Source organism: Clostridium sp. AF34-13 (genome assembly GCF_003477845.1).
GTDB lineage: Bacteria > Bacillota > Clostridia > Lachnospirales > Lachnospiraceae > Butyribacter > Butyribacter intestini.
In genome coordinates this window covers 1,428-4,169 of record NZ_QUEB01000033.1, presented here as the reverse complement: position 1 = coordinate 4,169, position 2,742 = coordinate 1,428, and the positions used below count along the sequence as shown (strand labels likewise).

Here is a 2,742-nt window from a genome sequence, read left to right as displayed (position 1 = left end):
AGCCACATATATGATTTTGCCGTTGCTTCGCGTCCCTCCTCTTTCAAAACCTGTATAGGGCTTTCATCTGCCATAGCAAACTCTCTGCTTAACAGCAGTCTGTGGTAAAATTCGTACAATATACGCAGATACTTATCGGTACATTCTATAACCCAGTTAGCCATTGTTGCACGGCTAAGTTCAAAACCATACTGCAGCCAGTCTTTTTCCTGACGGTACAATGGCATCCCATTAACATATTTTGAGTAAATTACCCAGGCAACAATTGATGGCGATGCATAGCTTCTGAGTAGTGCCGGTGGAACAGGAGCATGTATAATATTTGGTTTTTCCTCATCTGTTTTACATTTTGGACAACCATAATGTACACTGACATATTCCACAACTTTTAAAGTTGCAGGTATGTATTCAAGTTCCTTGCGCACAGTCTCTTTTCCTATAACTTCTAAGTGTGTACCGCATATGGAGCAAATCTGTTCTTCTTCTGGTAAAGTAATCTCTCTGATTTCAACCGGAAGATTTTTGGTTTTCTCAGCAAAAGTAACTTTTTTCTTTCTTGTATGCTTTTTTACGACTATCTCTTCTTCAGCTGCCGGTAATTCTTCAATTGTTTCATCTGATTCATCGGAAAGATTAAATGATAATTGTCCATCTGTCTGCTGCTCCATTTTTTCACGTTATGAACCAAACAGTTTTCTTTTCATATAATCAATCTGTTCATTAAGAAGTTTGACCTGAACAGTCAACTCCTGAACCTGAATATTACTGATATTTAAAGCTGACTGGAGAGTTTTGTTTAACTCTCTCTGTTCATTAAGTGAATCTTTTAATTCCCTTATCAATATATCTTTTGCATCAACAGACATCAGATTTTCCTCCACGATTTGATACAATTATTATAACATATCTTAGAGTAAAAAGATAGCTGTAATGCCTGTTTTTATGGGGTTGATTCATTTTTTAACAGGTGGTTTTATCGCTTTTGGCTGTTCTATTTCAAGACCATCCATAAGCCACTCAAACTGTTTCCATGTAAGACTTTTTACTTCATTTTGATTGCGTGGCCATTTATAGCTGCCTGAACCTGTAAGTCGTTTATATAATAAAACTATGCCATCTTTTTCACGATATATTGCTTTTATGCGGTCTTTTTTTCTGCCACAAAATAGAAAGATGCTGTTCTCATGTGGATTCATTTTAAGTTGTTCTTCTATTATTGCGCATAAGCCATCGATCTGTTTTCTCATATCTGTTCTGCCACAGACTATGTAAACATTGTCCAGAGCAGATATATCCCCTAACATGAGACCTCCTGTAATACAGTGAGAAGTCCTTTTAATGTGTGTTCATTAAAATCATCCTGGAGTGTTATGCTTGCATTTTTATATTTAAACATAATAGGTGCTATCTGTGTATCATTTTCTTCCGCAAACAATGTTATGTTTTCTGCTGCTTCTGGTAACACATTTACACAGACAACATCCTGTTTTTCAGTAACTATATTAGTGTTACATTTGAAACTGTGTTCTGGTATCTCATAGCAGGCCTGTTGTCTGAGCTTTTTAATCCACCAATAAAATGTACTTGGTGCAATATCATTATTAATACACCATTGCTTATCTGACAAACCGCTCTTACGGCACTGCATGACAAGACCATAAATTTTATCATAGTATAATTTTTTATCTGCCATATATTTTCTCCTCGCTTTTTGTAATGTTATAGTAAACGGCTCCAATATTGAATAAGAAACTTCAAGATTACTGGAGTGAACGTTTCCAATTTTTGAGACAATCTAATTATGGCATAATATTTTTTAATGTGCTATCCGTGGGGATATTTTGCGCTTACTATTGGCTTTGCTGATGTCCTTCGGCAGCTTGATATTAGCGTTGCTTGCCTTTCTCGATAAGAGAAACAAGCGCAAATAAAAATGCCTACTCTGTCGCAACCAGAGTAGGCGTCTCTTTATAGAGAAATAAGCTCGCTCGGGAAACTCCACCTTTGGAGTGGGACTCCTGAGAGGCATCCGTTCCCGCGGATGCCTTTCTTTACGATTAATATACCACAATGCTTTGCTAAATTCAAGAAATTATTTGTGCTCTATACCTGCATTATCTAACACCTCATTTGCAAAACTAATTTCCACCCCTATATGACTTGTCGTGGAAGTTACTACTTCCGAATATCAGATGTGGAAATTACTTATTCTTAATGTTATATTATTCCTGTTCATCCATCTCTAAGCTCCGGTCGGAACAGGAGATATATATGAATATGAATAAGAATAAACATTTAATTTTAGATGAAAGATATGTAATTGAACATTCCCTTAATGAAAACATGAGTTTTAAAGCCATTGGTAAACAGATTCTTAAGGACTGCACTACTGTATCCAAAGAAGTGAAATCCCATATCGTATTCGAAAAGAAAGGAGCTCCTTATAAACCTTTTAACGACTGCCTTAACAGAAGACACTGTTCCCATCACGGTTATGTTTGCATCTCTTGCGAACGCCACAAAAGCCGCAACAAATGCAGCGTCTGTGATCATTGCACAACCTCTTGTGCTGATTATTCCAAGGAGGAGTGTCCTAAACTATCTAAGGCTCCGTATGTATGTAATGGATGTGATATGTTAAACAACTGTACCCTCGAGAAAAGATTCTATAAAGCTCTTGTAGCTCAAAAAGAGTATGAGTTGGTGCGGAGCGAATCACGTTCTGGCTTTAATCTCTGCGAA

General features: G+C 36.8%; 5 protein-coding genes. 1 reads left to right on the top strand and 4 read right to left on the bottom strand.

Going from position 1 to position 2,742, the window contains the following annotated elements; all coding sequences use genetic code 11:
* The 4 genes from DWZ63_RS15420 to DWZ63_RS15405 form a co-directional block, all read right to left on the bottom strand.
* Positions 1-668, bottom strand: a 668-nt coding sequence (locus tag DWZ63_RS15420; protein ID WP_147353250.1) for a transposase, incomplete at its 3' end; no start/stop codon positions are given.
* A gap of 9 nt (positions 669-677) precedes the next feature.
* Positions 678-866 carry a hypothetical protein gene (locus DWZ63_RS15415; protein ID WP_118500354.1) on the bottom strand — a complete coding sequence of 63 codons (189 nt, stop codon included), beginning with the start codon at positions 864-866 and terminating at the stop codon, positions 678-680.
* 87 nt (positions 867-953) lie between these two features.
* Positions 954-1,304 (bottom strand): IS66 family insertion sequence element accessory protein TnpB, encoded by a 351-nt coding sequence (gene tnpB / locus DWZ63_RS15410; RefSeq protein ID WP_055940463.1) that lies wholly within the window; start codon positions 1,302-1,304, stop codon positions 954-956.
* Positions 1,298-1,693, bottom strand: coding sequence for a hypothetical protein (locus tag DWZ63_RS15405; protein WP_055940467.1), 396 nt, complete (start codon positions 1,691-1,693; stop codon positions 1,298-1,300). The genes tnpB and DWZ63_RS15405 overlap by 7 nt, the downstream gene beginning before the upstream one ends.
* Positions 1,694-2,271: 578 nt before the next feature.
* Here DWZ63_RS15405 and DWZ63_RS15400 point away from each other — a divergent pair.
* On the top strand, positions 2,272-2,742 hold a 471-nt coding region (locus DWZ63_RS15400), incomplete at its 3' end, for a helix-turn-helix domain-containing protein (RefSeq protein WP_207664404.1).